17 protein-coding genes and 1 tRNA gene are annotated in these 15,845 nt (G+C 46.5%); 11 read left to right on the plus strand and 7 right to left on the minus strand.

What is annotated here, in order from left to right; genetic code table 11:
* Positions 1–2: 2 nt before the first annotated feature.
* The 4 genes from NSQ57_RS09015 (at position 3) to NSQ57_RS09030 (ending at position 1,831) form a co-directional block, all read left to right on the plus strand.
* Complete coding sequence (locus NSQ57_RS09015) at positions 3–575, plus strand: xanthine phosphoribosyltransferase (RefSeq protein ID WP_069011094.1); 573 nt, start codon at positions 3–5, stop codon at positions 573–575.
* Between the two features lie 101 nt (positions 576–676).
* Positions 677–1,021, plus strand: a complete 345-nt coding sequence (locus NSQ57_RS09020) for a hypothetical protein (RefSeq protein ID WP_007429850.1) — start codon at positions 677–679, stop codon at positions 1,019–1,021.
* Positions 1,022–1,162: 141 nt separating this feature from the next.
* The gene (locus NSQ57_RS09025) at positions 1,163–1,384 is read left to right on the plus strand and encodes a hypothetical protein (RefSeq protein WP_029516731.1); all 222 of its coding nucleotides are present in this window, start codon (positions 1,163–1,165) and stop codon (positions 1,382–1,384) included.
* Positions 1,385–1,501: 117 nt separating this feature from the next.
* A complete protein-coding gene (locus NSQ57_RS09030) occupies positions 1,502–1,831 on the plus strand; it encodes a carboxymuconolactone decarboxylase family protein (protein WP_013309744.1) in 330 nt (109 codons plus the stop codon).
* Between the two features lie 139 nt (positions 1,832–1,970).
* Here NSQ57_RS09030 and NSQ57_RS09035 read toward each other — a convergent pair whose 3' ends face one another.
* Positions 1,971–2,507: a hypothetical protein gene (locus NSQ57_RS09035; protein ID WP_342425933.1), complete on the minus strand. Its 537-nt coding sequence runs from the start codon at positions 2,505–2,507 to the stop codon at positions 1,971–1,973.
* Between the two features lie 222 nt (positions 2,508–2,729).
* Here NSQ57_RS09035 and NSQ57_RS09040 point away from each other — a divergent pair.
* The 3 genes from NSQ57_RS09040 to NSQ57_RS09050 all read left to right on the plus strand — a co-directional run bounded on the left by NSQ57_RS09040 (position 2,730) and on the right by NSQ57_RS09050 (position 4,563).
* Positions 2,730–2,814 (plus strand) — tRNA-Leu (locus NSQ57_RS09040).
* Positions 2,815–2,991: 177 nt separating this feature from the next.
* The gene (gene msrA, locus NSQ57_RS09045) at positions 2,992–3,504 is read left to right on the plus strand and encodes a peptide-methionine (S)-S-oxide reductase MsrA (protein ID WP_342425934.1); all 513 of its coding nucleotides are present in this window, start codon (positions 2,992–2,994) and stop codon (positions 3,502–3,504) included.
* Between the two features lie 123 nt (positions 3,505–3,627).
* Positions 3,628–4,563, plus strand: coding sequence for a divergent polysaccharide deacetylase family protein (locus NSQ57_RS09050; protein ID WP_342425935.1), 936 nt, complete (start codon positions 3,628–3,630; stop codon positions 4,561–4,563).
* Here NSQ57_RS09050 and NSQ57_RS09055 read toward each other — a convergent pair.
* Positions 4,538–5,299: an N-acetylmuramoyl-L-alanine amidase gene (locus tag NSQ57_RS09055; RefSeq protein ID WP_029516734.1), complete on the minus strand. Its 762-nt coding sequence runs from the start codon at positions 5,297–5,299 to the stop codon at positions 4,538–4,540. The genes NSQ57_RS09050 and NSQ57_RS09055 overlap by 26 nt on opposite strands.
* A gap of 208 nt (positions 5,300–5,507) precedes the next feature.
* On the opposite strand from NSQ57_RS09055, the gene NSQ57_RS09060 reads away from it, so the two are divergent.
* Positions 5,508–5,699 carry a YqzE family protein gene (locus tag NSQ57_RS09060; protein WP_029516735.1) on the plus strand — a complete coding sequence of 64 codons (192 nt, stop codon included), beginning with the start codon at positions 5,508–5,510 and terminating at the stop codon, positions 5,697–5,699.
* 99 nt (positions 5,700–5,798) lie between these two features.
* Here the strand turns inward: NSQ57_RS09060 and NSQ57_RS09065 are convergent, their stop codons facing one another.
* The 4 genes from NSQ57_RS09065 to NSQ57_RS09080 form a co-directional block, all read right to left on the minus strand.
* Positions 5,799–6,860, minus strand: coding sequence for a hypothetical protein (locus NSQ57_RS09065; protein WP_069011431.1), 1,062 nt, complete (start codon positions 6,858–6,860; stop codon positions 5,799–5,801).
* Between the two features lie 259 nt (positions 6,861–7,119).
* The gene (locus NSQ57_RS09070; protein ID WP_029516737.1) at positions 7,120–8,070 is read right to left on the minus strand and encodes a YqhG family protein; all 951 of its coding nucleotides are present in this window, start codon (positions 8,068–8,070) and stop codon (positions 7,120–7,122) included.
* Position 8,071: 1 nt separating this feature from the next.
* Positions 8,072–9,886, minus strand: coding sequence for an SNF2-related protein (locus tag NSQ57_RS09075; RefSeq protein ID WP_069011346.1), 1,815 nt, complete (start codon positions 9,884–9,886; stop codon positions 8,072–8,074).
* Between the two features lie 136 nt (positions 9,887–10,022).
* Positions 10,023–10,862, minus strand: coding sequence for a helix-turn-helix transcriptional regulator (locus NSQ57_RS09080; protein ID WP_023988057.1), 840 nt, complete (start codon positions 10,860–10,862; stop codon positions 10,023–10,025).
* 163 nt (positions 10,863–11,025) lie between these two features.
* Between NSQ57_RS09080 and fabF the strand changes: the two genes are divergently transcribed.
* The 3 genes from fabF (at position 11,026) to NSQ57_RS09095 (ending at position 14,359) form a co-directional block, all read left to right on the plus strand.
* Positions 11,026–12,264, plus strand: coding sequence for a beta-ketoacyl-ACP synthase II (gene fabF / locus NSQ57_RS09085; protein ID WP_029516739.1), 1,239 nt, complete (start codon positions 11,026–11,028; stop codon positions 12,262–12,264).
* Positions 12,265–12,557: 293 nt separating this feature from the next.
* Positions 12,558–13,511 carry a YafY family protein gene (locus tag NSQ57_RS09090; protein WP_029516740.1) on the plus strand — a complete coding sequence of 318 codons (954 nt, stop codon included), beginning with the start codon at positions 12,558–12,560 and terminating at the stop codon, positions 13,509–13,511.
* A 107-nt stretch (positions 13,512–13,618) separates the two neighbouring features.
* Positions 13,619–14,359, plus strand: a complete 741-nt coding sequence (locus NSQ57_RS09095; RefSeq protein WP_029516741.1) for a zinc ribbon domain-containing protein — start codon at positions 13,619–13,621, stop codon at positions 14,357–14,359.
* A gap of 86 nt (positions 14,360–14,445) precedes the next feature.
* On the opposite strand, the gene NSQ57_RS09100 is transcribed toward NSQ57_RS09095, so the two are convergent.
* A complete protein-coding gene (locus tag NSQ57_RS09100; protein ID WP_340955108.1) occupies positions 14,446–15,681 on the minus strand; it encodes an MFS transporter in 1,236 nt (411 codons plus the stop codon).
* Positions 15,682–15,845: the final 164 nt, after the last annotated feature.

The raw sequence follows: 15,845 nt of genomic DNA on the forward strand, positions 1-15,845 counted from the left end.
TAATGGAAGTATTAAAGGAACGAATTATAAATGAAGGCGTGATTGCATCAGATCAGGTACTGAAGCTGGATGGTTTGCTTAATCACCAAGTTGATCCGGAATTGACAATGGCAATGGGACGAGAGTTCGCAGCACGTTTCCGAGAAGAGAAGATTACCAGAGTAGTGACCGTGGAGTCCTCAGGCATTGCCATCGGGTTTGCGACAGCTTTGGAATTGGGTGTCCCGTTGGTATTCGCTCGTCGTAAAAAGACCCTACTAGCTGATCCAGACGCGCTGTGTGAACGCGTACCTTCGTTTACTAAAGGTATTGTTACGGATATTATGCTGTCTCGTCAATTTATTCACGAAGATGATCGTGTTCTTTTCATTGATGATATTATCGCTAATGGTGATGCGGCGCGAGGCATGGTTAAAATCATTCAACGCTCCGGAGCTGAGTTGGTTGGATTCGGTGTCGCGGTGGAAAAAAGCTTTCAGGCCGGAGCGAGAACCATCCGTGAGCAGGGTATTCGTGTAGAGTCATTGGTCAAAATTTCGTCGTTAGTGGACGGTAAGATTGAGTTTGCTGAATAGTAACAATTCAAAACTCCTGTTCCTTATTTCTAATAATAACCTTTGCATGAGCTTCAATTTCGCTTATAATATAGTTAAGGTTTTGGAGAGGAGGCAGCAACATGGGGAAAGAACAATTGACCGAACAGTTTTTTCTGGAAAAACTGGCAGCGGCTAAAGTACACTTTGAGCGTGCCTTGGATTGTAAGCATACGGAATTTGACGATTTGTATCCCTATATGATTGAACATCCTCAGTTTTTTTGGTATAAACGCTATGTGGCCTGGTCTGAGTTGTTGACGTTGGTTAACCTATGCGAAGAATTGTCCTTCTCTTGGAAAGAAGAATTTACTGCTCACCAAGTGGAGTATGTAGATCAGCGAGTGTTGTCTGCACAAGTGCTGGACTTCTGGTACGAGAAGAACGATACAAAAGAACATGATCACAGTGTAAATCAGTCGGGATAATTTGTCGCTCTGTTGGCAATCCATATAAGTAGTAAGTGAGAAGAGACCTAAATGATTCATTTAGGTCTCTTTTTAAACTTTTTCATGCATAGAATCATGGTCGCTGTGTTATTAAAAAAAGTGTATAAGGAGGGGACAAGGATGATTATGGACGAAGAATTGGATGCTTATCGACTCTCCGGTGAAAAGGTGCGTGTCGTACGCGATGGATTGGAGACCAACGATGTTGTTGGCATTGTACTGGCATGGGATGATGAACAGGTGCTTATTCGCCGCCAGAATCGACGTGTGGTCAAATTGGATCGCAGCTATACATATCAGCCGTTCAGCGAGCCACGTCACAATCCGATAGATCTGGATTAGGAATGGGTTCCAAATGGGTGTTGGATAAAAATAACTGGGTGATTCATTAGGCATACAGAAACTCTAAATCGGACACAGTAATGAAGGAAAATCCAACAGAGAGGACGTGCTGTGTCAATGACGGTTATGGACGAGAAAGTACATGCATATAAGGATCAAATCAGCCATTTGGAAGATCAGTTGCCCGAGGTAGTTCATGCATATCATCGCTTTACCGGAGAGTGCTTTCAAGCCGGCAGCTTAGATGAGAAAACCAAGCAACTGATTGCACTAGGCATTGGCTTATTTGCCAACAATGAAGTATGCACGTTTTATCACGTAGACGAGGCGCGGTCCAAAGGAGCTAGTGATCAGGAAATTATGGAGACCATTGCTGTAGCCGCAGCGGTAGGTGGAGGACATGCTCTAAGTCAAGGGGTTACGCGTGTACAGAAGGCGTTGCAATAAAGCGAATCATTAATAGATATGCTTATGCTTCATCTTAGCGGTTATAGATCGATTTGGATATATGATGGATATGGAAAGGAGCTTCCGAGCACAGTTGGTGTCTGCGGAAGCTTTTTTTTGCGTGTTTATTGTGCGGGGATTATGCTCTTCTGCTTGTGGCAACAGCAGCAGGGCGGGACGTTTTACGCTTATAGGCCAAAGAGGATGTAACCAAACTTCGATCAACGATGCGTAGGGGGGTGGAAGTTGAATTGTTTGGTAATTCGGCGTGATGTTTCTCTAGTAAAGGAAGGGCAGATGTATGGGGCATAGAGGTTGAGAGCCCCAGATATGCTCGCATCCGCTCATACATTTCTTTTCGGAATGCTGGCATTGCCATACTGAACTGCTCTTTATTGCCTTTACTTATATAGGTGGCGTGAACGCCGGAGTGGTTTTGTTGTATGTCCAGAACATGAATGCGATATTTATTAAATTCATGTTTTACTTCAGACAGTAGGATTCCGGTACGATCTACACCTGCGTTAACCATTTCGACATAAAGATCAGGGGTTTTCAGCATACCGCTTTCTTCAAGAATTAGGCTGTCCCGCTCAAATACTTTTTGAATAAAGGTAAGGAGCAGATAACTTTTCACAAGAGACCATTCATGCTGAGTAGTATCCAAAGAGGTCATTACCATTCACCGCCTTAGGAAAATGTGATGATAATTCATAAACGATTGAAGAAAAGGAACATTCATTCCCGAGAACCTATGTTCTTATTTTAGTTTATTATTCCTTTTTTATCAAGAGGAAATTAACGAACATAAAAGGTTTGACATCTTGATATGTGCATGGTATGATCTATCTTGTCGCTAAGAAAGATTGATCTTTCGAGGATAAACGATAATTTATATGCGGTCGTGGCGGAATTGGCAGACGCGCACGGTTCAGGTCCGTGTGGGCTAACCCCCCGTGGAGGTTCGAGTCCTCTCGACCGCATCCATTAGAAAAGGTCTATAGAATTGCTCTCGTAGCAGTTTTAGAGACCTTTTTCTTATATTTCTGAGGAATTGCTCATAGTTTAAGCTGAACAAGTTTCTTGTCTTCACGCAAACTATGGATTTCCAGATATGATAGAAAATTTTATGATGAAGTTATTGAAAGGTTGGATGTAAGATGGAGAAAGCGACTTTTGCAGGTGGATGCTTCTGGTGTATGGTGACTCCATTTGAAGAGCAGCCGGGCATTCATGGCATTGTGTCAGGATACACTGGAGGAACAAGTCCCGATCCCACCTACGAGCAGGTTAAAACAGGAACTACAGGCCACTACGAAGTGGTGCAGATTACGTTTGAGCCTGAGCTGTTTCCTTATGAAAAGCTGCTCGAATTATATTGGCCACAAACAGACCCTACTGACGGGGAAGGTCAATTTCAGGACAGGGGCACACAGTATAAACCCGCAATTTTTTATCATACAGAGCAGCAAAGGAAGCTTGCGCAGCAGTCCAAGGAGCAGTTGGCACAAAGTGGACGCTTTGATAAGCCAATTGTAACGGAGATCCTTCCAGCTTCTATTTTTTATCCGGCAGAGGATTATCATCAGGATTACCACAAGAAAAACGTGAAGCACTATAAGGAAGATCGGGCTCAATCAGGCCGTGATGAATTTATGGATAAGAACTGGTAAGCCGCTTTAACATACGTTTCTACGCACGATAAGGCAGATCAGGGAGTATTCCTGGTCTGCCTTATACATATTTAGACGAGGTTACTCACACAATGAAGGGACAGAGAAGGAGGCTGACCCGCAATGAGTACACGACGGAAGCTGCACATGAGAAATATAATAAAAAAGGCTTTAAAGGCATCGCGCGGCCGGAAAGAGCCAGCTTATGTACCTGTATTCCATTCAAGCTCCAAAATGCGAAGAACCGTAGTACTCTGTATTTCGGTATGCATGTTATTCATGGTCTGTAGTACTGGTGTTGCAGAAGCAATAGACAAACAGGACGAGTCGCAAAGGATGGTTGCTGTCATTATTGACGATCTGGGAAACAATATGAAAGGGACTGAGCAAATTTTAAATTTACCCGTTAAGATTACTGTTGCTGTGATGCCCTTCCTGCCTACAACCAAGCAGGACGCTATGGAAGCGCATAAGCGTGGTCATGACGTCATCGTCCATCTTCCAATGGAGCCAAAACAGGGAAAGCCCGAATGGCTCGGACCCGGAGCAATTAAGGCTAATATGACGGATGAAGAAGTACACGCTAAGGTGACAGCAGCAATTAAGGATGTTCCTTATGCGATAGGGATGAACAACCACATGGGTTCCAAGGTTACTTCAGATAAGCGCATTATGTCCATAGTTCTTGATGTTTGTAAAGAGCATGGACTATTTTTTGTCGATAGCCGTACTAATTATTGGTCGGTGGTGCCTGAGCTTGCCGCTAAAAAAGGAATGCCACCGGTACGCAATGATATTTTTCTGGATGATGTCCATACCCTCGTCCATGTGAATCGGCAACTTACAAAAGTGGTTGAATGGCTGGATGAGCACAACACCTGTGTAACGATTGGGCATGTCGGCGTGTCGGGCATGTACACATCCTCCGCTCTTCATTCCTCGGTTCCCAAGCTAAAGGAGCACACCAAATTTGTGGGTATTAGCGATTTGGTGCGAGCTGTATGGGGATGGACGGGAGACCCAGCCATCAACACTACCATGCCGTCAGATGCGCAATAATGCCTTCGGCAATAGCTCCTGCAATGCTTTTTTGACCACGATCCTCGGAAAGCATAGCTCTGTCCTGTTCGTTACTTATAAATCCGGTTTCCACAATGACAGCAGGGTGCTGGATCTTATTCAAAAGATAAAAGGGTTTTCCGTACACTGTTTTTCTATTCATGCAAAATAAGCGGTTTAATGAATGCTGAATCCGTTCAGCTAACAGATAGCTGCTGCCTTCATCCTGATACAGCACAATGGGTCCTCGTTTTTCGGCACGTTTGGTCCAATTGACATGCAGGCTTACAACCAAAGCGGTGGGCAGTTGTTCTGTTAAGCTTTTACGTTGAGCAAGGTCTTTAAGATGCCGGGATTTGGACTGTAGCCAACGGTTGTCGTCACTCAGTGCGTAGTCCTTGTCCCGATTCAGAACGGCAGAATATCCCTGGGATCGTAAAATCAAGTACAGCTTTTGAGCAATGGCGAGATTGATGTCTTTTTCCAAAATTCCTTTGTGACTTGCTCCACCATCCACACCACCATGGCCTACATCAATCAGTACAACGGGCTTGGCAAAAGCGTGATAGGACGAATGTACGCTGGGCGGAACATCTGTATACTTGTTCGGTTCCTTACTTTTATCGTCAGGCTGGGCAGCTATATAGGTAAATGGGGCAAATACAGCACTGCAAAGAATGCATAGACTCAATCCCAGCCTTGTCATCCCTATCTTGTTTAACTTTTTATTCCGCACGTTCTATTCCTCCAGTGGACGAATTAATTATTTACTGATTGAAGATAGTATGTTCCATTTAAGGGAAACCATGCATAGTTATTCCCACAGGGGTTAGACCTTTTGGAAAATGAGCAAGCTAGTTGTATCTGCACCTAACGTGTAAATCCGATATTTCCAAGCAACGTAAATGGAAAGGATGGGCGCAGATTGAAGGAGGTCATGGAGGATGGCGAAGAGTGACGAACTGGTGACGTATATTACGCAGCGGATTGTTCGCTATATGGAAACGCCGCGTGATGTTCGGCGCAGTCAAAAACAAGCCAGAGAGCCGTGGGGGAGCAAATGGTTTGGCATGTTGCCTCTCGCTCTGAAAATGTGGATGAAATCCACACGCAGAGGGCGAAGGGAGCGACATTAAACTCGCCAAAGAGACCACAAGAGGCATAGGGTATGCCATTTTGAGGTCTCTTTTTATGTTGTAGAGATCATTCCGAATCATTATCATGTTTCTTTATAACTAGGAGTCCAAACGATAGAATTCGCCAGCTGATAATAACTTTTTTAATGGTACAAATCGGGAAAGTCCATGATGGTAGGTTAACGCATATAAATTGGATTGGGACGGATGACCTGGGGATATCCAGGACTGATACCCACTAATAGATAAGGGACCCCCAAAGGCAAAATTGATACCTGTGGCAGAAAATATAATACGCGGCGAAATACTCAGTGTATCCATAAATTGGCCTGTGTTACGGACGGAAAGCTTTTGTTTGGGTTGAAGCCACCCCAGGTCGTCATAGGGATCGAAAGGAGCAGACAAGACCGTAACCGCCTGCGCCTGTGTTTTCAAAAAGGGAACAGATGAAGAGAATACGTTGTTCTGAAGCTTATGTTTCCAACTCCCATCTGCCACTTCTACAGGTAACGGATCGCCAGTTACAGCATCAATACATATTTGGCTGCCTGTAGAGGAACGCACCAGCCAGTAGGCTAGTAGCGGTTCCTCATACATAGGTGTGATTTGCAGCTTGTCGATAGATGAAAGATCGGTTTCTGTGAGCGACACCAGAGATTGGCGAAGTACATCCATACTATAAGGTCCACCTGGACCATTCCCATATTCGTTGAGTTGATATGCGCCATTTGAGTCTGATCCGATAATCAGGTAGCCGATGTATTCTCCTGCGCGGTTTACTTGAACAAGCCAACTATGGGTTCCAGGTCCGAGCGGATGATAGCTCAGCTCAGCATCTTTCCACAAGGAAAAAGGGGGTTGGGACGATAAGGATTGTACCTTGTTGTCCGCAGCTTGTTTTACGCCCGTAGGTACGCCTTGCTCCTGTGTAGGAAAACTTGCTGAAACGTCATCCTGGGAAGGGGAAGGAGTAGCAGGACTCGCGGATTCCAATGGAGGAACCCGCGAGCTATCGTTGTAAAGAGACTCCGAGTTTAAATTGTTGTCTTGAGCGACTGAGGGAGCCGCATGAATGGAAGTGAGCGGACAGACTGCGGACAGGCCGATCAGAACAGCTGCGATCATACCTATGCTATAGTGCCCGGAATGACTCTTCTTCAATGGTATCCACCTTTCTGTCGGCTTGATTGCCCGACGGAGGCATTCTTTTTTATCCAGCATACAGCCTGTCCCATAAAAAGACTGCTGCACCTTGTCGGCGTAAATGTCATATCCAGGTTCGCTTTTTGCTGTCGATACATAGGGGACATGTTTAACCAAACTTGTGGTTACAGCAGCGGAAACTGATGTAGGCTGAAGCAAGATGTTACAAGCTGACGATATCTCTGCAACTTTCCTGCGAAGGAGCGAGAGATATCGGTTACCGCAGATGAAATATCCCGCAGTTAATGGCGGATACGAGTACCTTTGGCTCATATTGCCATACCATTTCTTTACGGCGGGCTTGATGCTGCTCGGATATGGCTTCTTTTTTTTCCTCTTCCTCTTTCTGCTCCTTGATTAGATCTTCGTAGTAGTGGTCAATGACCTCCAATTCCTCGCGCAATCGTTCCTTCGCCTGCTCAGCCCAACCATAGTCTTGCTGACGGAGTTGTTCAGTGAGGTAGCTTTCAAGCGAGGTGGAAGCTTCCGGGACAGATAGCTTGGCAGGCTGTACATGCATATTGCCCGCCAGCAGCGGGCTGAGCTGCCGGGTTTCGAGCATGGCGCCAAAATCGGTTACAATGGTGCCGCTTTTGAGCGAAATACCTAGCCAATGAAGTTCCTCACGCTTCAAATCGCAAGCGAATTCAATTTTATAGCAGATGCTGAGCCAAGCTTCATAGACTACGGGAGAGCGGGCAGACAACTGACGGGCATCAGGCTGCTCAAACAAATAAACATATTTTCCTCCATCCCGTGCGGCTTCAAAAATTTGGTGCAGCCGACGGCTTCCATATCGAAGCTCCTCCTGCAAAATACGTCCAGGTCCCAATTGTGGTAACGTCGGTACATGACCGAAGTAACGTCCCATGACCTGATCTTGTGCTGCGTTGCCTGATGCTGGAGTTGGGGGTGTATGGTCCGCTAAACGTTCCTGTTCTGTGCGATAGGCTTCCCCATCAAAGATGAAGGTGAAGGACATCGTCTGCGCTGGAACGCCAGTACGCTCCACGTATCCCCAATAGTAGGGCCGGTTTGTTAAGGCTTTATCCGCTTCTGGAGAAAGCTTGACGGTTACATGGTGGGGTGACCTCTCAATGACACTGCATCCGGTAGCTTCCAGATAGGTGTGGACAAAACGCTGGACTTGCTGTGCATCCATGGTCAAACTAGCGACCTCCCTTCACACTGCGTCGAGCTTTACCCGGAGGAACCGTATTGCCTGCTAAGCCTAATAAGTTCTCGGTGTTTGGCTGGTCTGTGCGCAGTTGTTCCATTTCCTGTTTGATGGAATCCAGCGAGTGGCCCAGTTTTTGCATTTTTTTGCGAATTTCATCATCGCTACTGGATTCAAGCATGATTTTATACAAACTTTTTTCAATGGATTCTTTCTTCTCAAACTTCTCCAGAATAACGTCCAATCCGCCAATGACCATCTCAAACATATTTATTTTTTCATGCAGCAGATGTAGGATATGCTCCTCAATCGTTCCGGTTGTGGACAAGTTGAAAATATTAACATCATGCGTCTGTCCAAGTCGATGCACCCGTCCGATCCGCTGCTCCACGCGCATGGGGTTCCACGGTAAATCGAAGTTAATCATATGGTGACAAAATTGCAGGTTAATGCCTTCACCACCCGCTTCGGTGGCAATCATGACCTGAATGCGCCCACGGAACAGATCCATCATCCAATCCTTGCGTCCACGGTTCATACCGCCTCGGTAAGGAACAGCAGATAGGCCACGGTCACGGAAATAGTTCAGCAAATACTCCTGTGTGGCTCTGTATTCTGTAAAAATGATCACCTTTTCGTTCATCTGACGGATAAGCTCGAGCGCCTTTTCTGCTTTGGAATTGGCCTTGATCGCTTTAATGTGTGCAACCAAATCCCAGACACGATCGCGTAGGGGAGAGTCTGGAGCCATTTTTTTAGACAAATTGACCAGCGTCACGAACACAGCGTCCCGGCTGCTGCACACTTCCCGTTGAAGGGTAACGAGAGACAGCATGCTACTTAAATTTCCACCATTCGCCTGGTATTGCTCTTTGACAAAAGAGGTTACCCCATCGTACAGCGCTTGCTCTTCCGGCGAAAGTTCCAAGTGAATATTGGAAACATTTCGTTTGGTGAATTGAACTGGGCCTTCTCCGCGACGATTGCGGATCATGACTTTAGACAGCTCATCCTTGAGCTGATCTTCATTTTTGGGCAGACGTTTATCTACAACAAAGTTGGCTGAAAAATCGCCATGTCTTCCCAATTGACCGGGCTTGAGCAGTGTAATCAGGTTAAACAGCTCAGACAGATCGTTTTGTACAGGTGTCGCTGTCAGGAGCAAACAATATTTTTTACGCAGCTTCATAATGAACTGGTAGTTGGATGTCTTTTTATTTTTCAGCTTATGGGCCTCGTCTATAATGAGCAGGTCATAATCGGTATCTAGCAGGATGTTACTATGGGGCTCTCGCTTGGCAGTATCCATAGAGGCCACGACAACCTCGGAAGACCAAGAATACGCTTTTTTCTGGGCGACAGCGGGAATACCGAATTTGCTGTTCAGCTCACGCACCCATTGTAGGACCAGGGATGCGGGTACAAGAATAAGCACTTTGGAAGCCAGCCCGCGAACCAGATATTCCTTTAGGATCATTCCAGCTTCGATCGTTTTGCCCAGGCCGACTTCATCGGCAAGAATGGCACGTCCGGACATTTGAAACAGTACCTTCCGAGCGGTATCCAGCTGATGGGGTAGTGGAGTGAGGTCTTGCAAATGCTGTAGACATTGAAGCTCATCGAAGTTCGGCACCAGTTTGACTTTTTCTGCCTCAATGGCCAGCTGATACAGATTCCAATCTCCCCAAGGGCCACCTTTGCGTAGGCGTTGGTCCAGCTCATCCTGCCAGCTTCGATCAAATTGCACCGGAACAGGCAGTGGCGCTTGATTGTGTATGTGCGGGGAACTTGTCGATTTGGCTTTCATGATGATTCCCTCCCTCCTGGTAGTAGCACAGTTGAAGCTCTTGGTTCTGTCACATACGTGGCATCTATTTTTGCACAGATCGTAGATGTAGTATGGACGGAAAATGATATCTTCATAACAGGAGGGATGAAATCCTTTAGCTGCCTTCCATTAACTTTTGGAGTTTGCTTTCCGTTGAGGTTTGCGCATTGGGGGTGTAGATACTGCAACGGAGATCAACACTGCCTTGTACCTGAAGAGAAGTTAGGTCAAATAGCATTTTGCCAGCCTTCGCATGACGAAATTCAATGAGCACCTCCGGTGCAGAGCTTACTTCGCTCTGATTCCAAAGCTCGTTAAACTCCGGGTAGGCCTGGCTCATATTTTGTATAAATTGTGCATACCAGGGATCTGTCACGTATTGCCCGTAATAAGCGCGGAAAATAGCAAGGAACCCCTTTACAAAGTGTTCCCAATTCACAGCTAGACTTTTAAACTCCTTTTTGGTGAATAGCAGTTCAATCATATTGCGTTGCTCATGTGGTAGCTCGGCAAAATCCATAAAAACATGAGCAGCAGCGGCGTTCCAGCCGACAATATGACAGCGCCGATCTGAAATAATAGCAGGGCAGTAGTGTAGCTCTTGTACGATCTTTTGCAGAGAGGGGGAAATGACGGCTTGCTCTGCAGGAGCAGGAAGGCTGTGAGACCCAGCCTCGATCGCCAAATCATACAAATATTTGCGCTCGTCTGTGTTCAACTGCAATGCGGCAGCAATAGCATCCAACACAGAGGCGGACACCTTAATATCTCGTCCTTGCTCCAGCCAGGTATACCAGGTCGTACTGACACCAGCCAGCTGAGCGACTTCTTCTCTGCGCAAGCCTGGTGTTCTCCGACGTGATCCTTGGGGAAGACCGACCATATGTGGGTGTAGGCGGGCTCTTTTTGTTTTTAGAAAAACAGATAGTGCTTCCAGACGTGCTTCCGTTTTCATAGGTATTTTCTCTCCATTCAATGGGTATATCCGAAGTGAGCCAATAAGGCGTATACTATAGTAGTGTTCATTATACCAGGATAAACAAACACTTGTAATAGGATAAGACGAGGGTAAAATGAGGATTATAAGTAAGTCACCGAGCAGGAGGAATGAATAGCTTATGCAAAGAGTAGTGATAACAGGTATGGGTGTCGTTTCCCCACTGGGTAATGAAGTGGACACGTTGTGGAAGAATTTGCTGGAAGGCAATTCAGGTATACGTAAAATTGATACATTCGATGTGTCCGATTTGAAAGCACAAATTGCTGGACTGGTACAGGATTTTGATGCAGAAAAGCAATGGGGACGTAAAGATGCTAGACGAATGGATCGGTTTACTCAGTTTGCACTATATGCGGCAGAGCAAGCGCTCAAGGATTCCGGTCTGGAACTGGATCACACCGATTTGGAGCGTGTCGGTGTTTATGTGGGATCGGGAGTCGGCGGTTTGGATACGTTGGTGGACAATGTAGATGTACTGCTACAGCGTGGACCGGGCAGAGTTAGCCCGACGCTGGTACCCATGATGATCTCAAATATGGCTGCTGCTCAAATTAGTATCGCGTTTGGAGCGATGGGACCTACGCTTTCCCCCGTGACGGCTTGCTCTATTGGGAATACAGCAATTGGAGAGGCGTTTCGGACGATTCGTACAGGAGATGCGGATGTCATATTTGCCGGTGGAGCTGAAGCAGCGGTGTCCCGATTGGCCTTGGCAAGTTTCGCTAATGCAACAGCCTTGTCCACACGTAACGAGGAGCCTTCGATAGCAAGCCGGCCGTTTGATCAAGATCGTGACGGTTTTGTCATGAGCGAAGGAGCAGGCATCCTAGTACTGGAGTCGCTGGAGCACGCTACCCGGAGGGGAGCGGAAATCTATGGTGAGGTCATCGGTTATGGAGCGAGTTCGGATGCTTATCACATGGTTGCACCGCATCCCGAAGGAACCGGAGCTTACTTGGCGATGAAAGCGGCCCTTCGTTCGGCTCACATCTCCCCGGAAGAAGTGGACGTGATCAGTGCCCACGCAACGAGTACAGCTGTAGGGGATACCGCTGAAACTTTGGCAATCCACAAACTGTTTGGCGACTATGCCTATCAGATTCCGGTTACTGCGAATAAGTCCATGCTGGGTCATATGCTGGGAGCTGCGGGCGGGGTCGAAGCGATTGCGCTTGTGCAAAGCCTACGGGAGGGCATCATTCCACCAACGATGCACCTGGACAATCCGGACCCGGCTTGCGATCTGGATTATGTGCCTCACGAAGCGCGCAAGGCTCTACTAAATATTGGGCTATCTAATTCTTTCGGCTTCGGTGGTCATAATGCGGTCATTGTGCTGAAGCGCTACGAATCATAATTTGTAAGGAGTTATTGAAACCTCAGGCATTCTATTCGGCTGGATAGAGTACCTGAGGTTATTTTAATTGAAGAATAACAGATTCATTTTAGATCCGGATTTTGCAAAATTCGATACTAGTGGCTCTGAAGTGCAAGATATAGACGAACTAAACCATTTCGATCTATATCTTGTTTATTGAAAGTCGCTCAATGGATTTTTGCTAAATCCCAAGATAAGAGATAGAGTAAGATGAAGGAATACGATGAGGAGTTCATGGCTTATTTTTATTAATGGTGAAAGGTTTTGAAAAAATGAAAATTGACCGATTGCTTTCTATCGTCATTTTGCTACTAAAGAAAAATAGAATACAAGCGAAGGAACTGGCTGATTTATATGAGGTTTCGATCCGGACGATCTATAGAGATATTGAAGCGATTAGTATGGCAGGTATTCCGGTGGTGACTTATCAGGGAGCCAATGGGGGGATCGGCTTGATGGAAGGATACCGCCTGGATCGCAGTATGTTGACGGATCATGATGTCAAGGACATTGTAATGGGGCTGCAGAGTTTGTCCTCGTCGTTGGGCGGCCCGAATGTGTCGCGGTTACTTCATAAATTTGAAAGTATTATACCAGAGTCTGGGAAAGAGCAATTTAGTGTCCATACCACACAGTTTATCGTCGATCATTCGGGATGGGGAAATCGGGCTGCGCAGGAAGGCAAATTGATAAAGGTAAAAGAAGCAATGAGCCAAGCGCGCACTGTCGCCTTTACCTATCGAAATGCGGGGGGAGCCATTACAGAACGGAATGTTGAACCGCATACGCTCGTTCTGAAAGGACAACAATGGTTTGTATATGCATATTGTCCCGATAGGGAGCAGTTTCGTCTATTCAAGCTTTCCCGCATGAGTGACCTTGTGGTTACAGAGACCGTTTTTGCTCGCAGGGATCTTTCTTATGAAGTGTTGCCGTGGAATGAGGGGCGGATGGAGGTATCCAGGGCCGTACAACCATTTACGCTACAATTTAACCGTAACTCAAGGCATCTGGCGGAGGACTGGTTTGGCGTAGAAGCATTGACCGAGCAGGAGGAAGGGATCTATACGGTCTCGGTCCCGTTTCCTGAGGATGCATGGGCGTACGGATTTATTTTAAGCCTGGGACCGGATGTGGTTGTCAAAGAACCAGCCCATTTGCGGGATAAGATTCATAAGATGGCGCTGCGTATTGCGTCTAATTACGAAGAAGTTCGGGAATCATAAAGGAATTCTTAGATTAAAGTAAAACAAACCTGACCCATAGTTGTCAGGTTTGTTTCGTTATACTGGTGGCATACCTGATATCAGATAGCGAAAGGGGATTTACGAGGATGGATAAAGCTTGTCAAAGTTGTGGGATGCCGCTGGAGCATGAGGACCAATATGGAACGGATGCACAACATCATAAAACGGATGAGTATTGCAAGTATTGTTACAAGGAAGGCGAATTTGTACAGCCTGAATTGACTATGGAGGGGATGATTCAGCAGTGTGTGCCTATCCTGGTAGAAGAGGGGATGCAGGCAGAAGAAGCGACTTCGATGCTGCGTAATTACCTACCGCATTTGAAAAGGTGGAGGTCTTTAGAGGATACAGAGCTTCAACTTGATGGACCCATTCGGGAGGAATACCGAGGTGAAATCCATTTAATTGGACTAAAAGCACGTACAAATAATCAGAAGGAACAAACATCTCACGGGATCATTCCAAATATGTGGGAACGTTTTTGGAGCGAGGGTGTGCCAGGTCGGATCAGGGGGCATGAAGGATCTGCTTCCGTCTATGGTTGCTATACTGACTATGAAAATGGAGCTTTGGGCGAGTATACATTCTTTATCGGGAAGGAAGCGGCTGTTGATTTCCAAACTCCTGACGATCTTGAAGAACTTGTTATTCCGGCTGCACGCTACGCCATTTTTCAGACAACTCAGGAACCCTCTTCTATCTTCCGAGTATGGCAGACGATCTGGGAGTGGGCTGCCACGGGACAAGGGGAGCGGACATACACAGGTGATTTTGAAGTGTATGGCAGTCCTGATGAACCTGTTTTGATTTATATCGCAATCAAGTGATGATTTTGTCGTGACAGAAGAGAACCACCCGGTCATTGTCGTGGACCCGGCGGTTTTTTCTGATTCAATCCATAGCATTCTCCCCATCAAGTTGAACGTCGGGTCACAGCCCAAAAGATGAGAGCCAGAGCACTGACACCAGCTCCTAATAGACACACCCCGTTCCATCCGGCATAGATGTACATATGAGTGGAAGCAATAGCCCCGGTGGCGCTACCGATGGAATAAAATATCATGTAGCCTGCGGTAAGTCGGCTCCGTGCCTCAGGGCGAACATTGAAAATCAAGCTTTGGTTGGTGACATGTACAGCCTGTACGGCCAAATCCAAAAGTATTACGCCAAGAACTAAAGCGAACAAAGAATGCTCGGTGTAGCGGATAGGTAACCAGGACAGCAGCAATACAACGAGTGCGATACCTGTCGTCCGTTGTCCCAAGCCTTGATCAGCAAGACGCCCTGCTCGTGCTGCTGCTAATGCTCCGGCGACTCCAGCCAGGCCAAAGGCTCCGATGGCTGTATGTGAAAGAGATAGAGGCGGGGCACTGAGAGGTAACACAAGCGAAGTCCACAATATGCTGAATGCCATAAAAATGAGCAACGCAAGGACAGCGCGAATGCGTAGAATTCGTTCTTGCACGAACAACAAGATAACCGATCGGAGCAGCTGCGGATAGGAAAGTGCCGCACTCGTGGGTTCGTTCTTTGGCAACACCCGCAACAGAGCTACAGCCATAAACAGCGTAAGTATAGCAGAAACAAGGTAAACTGAACGCCAGCCTGCCAGATCAGTTAATACACCGGCCACGGTTCGTGCAAGCAGAATGCCGATAACGACTCCACTGGTCACCAGACCTACGACCTTACCCCGTTCAGTCGGATTAGCCAAGGTAGAGGCGAAAGCCACGAGTGTTTGAGTAACTACAGCCAGCAGTCCAACCATTGCCATTCCCATAAGCAGTATTGTACGAGTAGGAGCAAAGCTAACCACGCTTAATGCCAGCACGGACAGTAGCATTTGCCCAGCAATCAGCCGCCGTCGATTCAAAAGATCGCCAAGCGGGACGAGCAGCAATAAACCCAATGCATAACAAATTTGCGTGATGGTAATGACCATGCCTACCGATGAGTGCGTAATGCCAAATTCATTTGCCAGCGCATCCAGCAGTGGCTGTGCATAGTAAATGTTAGCGACAGCGAGCCCGCAGGCTATGGCAAATAGGAGTGCCACAGATCGGGACAGGGAGGGAATGGGGGCTGTTTCGGTAGCATTTGCTACCGTTTGATGAGGGAAGAGTACCGCTTTTTCTTCTGACGTCTTCATTTTCACATACCACATCGCTTTCTGTAAGTTACATACCGTTAAGTATAATATACCGATTGGTATGTAATTAATTTAGGTCAATATAACTCGTGCATATATGTTATGTCAAGAGTTTATCCTGTACATATTTGACAGTTCCTTTTCGTAATCATACAATCTTAATA

This window comes from Paenibacillus sp. FSL L8-0502 (genome assembly GCF_038593055.1).
GTDB lineage: Bacteria > Bacillota > Bacilli > Paenibacillales > Paenibacillaceae > Paenibacillus > Paenibacillus polymyxa_D.

Coding starts and splice junctions, on each gene's coding strand:
- NSQ57_RS09015 (WP_069011094.1), top strand. CDS start 3: ATGGAAGTATTAAAGGAACGAATTATAAATGAAGGCGTGATTGCATCA.
- NSQ57_RS09020 (WP_007429850.1), top strand. CDS start 677: ATGGGGAAAGAACAATTGACCGAACAGTTTTTTCTGGAAAAACTGGCA.
- NSQ57_RS09025 (WP_029516731.1), top strand. CDS start 1,163: ATGATTATGGACGAAGAATTGGATGCTTATCGACTCTCCGGTGAAAAG.
- NSQ57_RS09030 (WP_013309744.1), top strand. CDS start 1,502: ATGACGGTTATGGACGAGAAAGTACATGCATATAAGGATCAAATCAGC.
- NSQ57_RS09035 (WP_342425933.1), bottom strand. CDS start 2,507: ATGACCTCTTTGGATACTACTCAGCATGAATGGTCTCTTGTGAAAAGT.
- msrA (WP_342425934.1), top strand. CDS start 2,992: ATGGAGAAAGCGACTTTTGCAGGTGGATGCTTCTGGTGTATGGTGACT.
- NSQ57_RS09050 (WP_342425935.1), top strand. CDS start 3,628: ATGAGTACACGACGGAAGCTGCACATGAGAAATATAATAAAAAAGGCT.
- NSQ57_RS09060 (WP_029516735.1), top strand. CDS start 5,508: ATGGCGAAGAGTGACGAACTGGTGACGTATATTACGCAGCGGATTGTT.
- NSQ57_RS09075 (WP_069011346.1), bottom strand. CDS start 9,886: ATGAAAGCCAAATCGACAAGTTCCCCGCACATACACAATCAAGCGCCA.
- NSQ57_RS09080 (WP_023988057.1), bottom strand. CDS start 10,862: ATGAAAACGGAAGCACGTCTGGAAGCACTATCTGTTTTTCTAAAAACA.
- fabF (WP_029516739.1), top strand. CDS start 11,026: ATGCAAAGAGTAGTGATAACAGGTATGGGTGTCGTTTCCCCACTGGGT.
- NSQ57_RS09090 (WP_029516740.1), top strand. CDS start 12,558: ATGAAAATTGACCGATTGCTTTCTATCGTCATTTTGCTACTAAAGAAA.
- NSQ57_RS09095 (WP_029516741.1), top strand. CDS start 13,619: ATGGATAAAGCTTGTCAAAGTTGTGGGATGCCGCTGGAGCATGAGGAC.
- NSQ57_RS09100 (WP_340955108.1), bottom strand. CDS start 15,681: ATGAAGACGTCAGAAGAAAAAGCGGTACTCTTCCCTCATCAAACGGTA.